The organism is Reyranella soli, assembly GCF_007992495.1.
In the GTDB taxonomy this organism is placed as follows: domain Bacteria; phylum Pseudomonadota; class Alphaproteobacteria; order Reyranellales; family Reyranellaceae; genus Reyranella; species Reyranella soli.
The window spans coordinates 1-923 of the sequence record NZ_BKAJ01000383.1; the positions used below are offsets into that span (position 1 = coordinate 1).

1 protein-coding gene is annotated in these 923 nt (G+C 60.5%); it reads left to right on the plus strand.

Annotation, left to right across the window (positions count from 1 at the left end):
- Positions 1–737: 737 nt before the first annotated feature.
- On the plus strand, positions 738–923 hold a 186-nt coding region (locus RSO01_RS48810), incomplete at its 3' end, for a hypothetical protein (protein ID WP_218037699.1).

The window sequence follows — 923 nt, forward strand, 5'->3', positions numbered from 1 at the left end:
GGTGTGAATTCAGCCTGCTCGCCCCGCGCCGGCTGAGGCTCTTGCAGTCTGGGAGACTGGAGCGGGAAACGGAGGTTGCGCCCCCCCCCGCTGCCTCCGTTCTTTCTGATTGCCGGGTGGGGCCAGGGTCACCGCTTTGCCACTTTAGACCTCTTCCAAAATTGGATACCGAGCGCCAAATCCACAGCGCGCGTCGGGCACAAAGCGAGCAGCTTCCCACTGCTCAATCCCACACACCCCAGTGCCCGGCGGCTCTCGTCCATTCGAGGAAACCAAGACGGTGAAGCCGGCGGTGTGTATGTGCCGCCGAGACTTCGACATGGCCTTGGGTGCCCTAAACGCCTTCCCCGCGAGAGCGCTTTCCTCGCTAAAATCTGCCTAGTCGACTACCAACAAGACTTTCATGACCCACGATGGGTCACACAACGTCTCTGGCTGGAGCGCAATCCTTACCGTAGAGAGTGGGTACGGGGGCCACTCTTAGGTGGCATTGGGGCGATGTCTCTCATCAGGCGCAAACCTTCGTCATTTGAAGAGTACTGGCTGGCGTCGAAGACGTGGCAGAGCAAGGGCCTGCCACTCGGCACTGCTCGAGCTTTGGCGAACGCAGGTTTCCTCAAAGTGGATGACCTGCACTCAGCGCATCCTTCCGAACTGGCAGCCATCTCGAGGGTAGGCCCCAAGAGCCTCGCCATTTTGAATGGTTTGTTGGGCCGCTCGCGATGAGGGAGGCCGGAATGAAATCCAAAGAACTCTATTTGCACCTCGCGGAAGCGTGTGAGCGCACAGCGGGCATCACCGACCTTCCCGATAAAAGGGCCGGGATGTTGGCGTCTGCTGCTGTGTGGCGCCGGTTGGCTGCCGCCTCCAAGCCTTCGGGAAAAGCGGGATCAGATGCCCGACGGGACAAGCTAGCCGTCCCA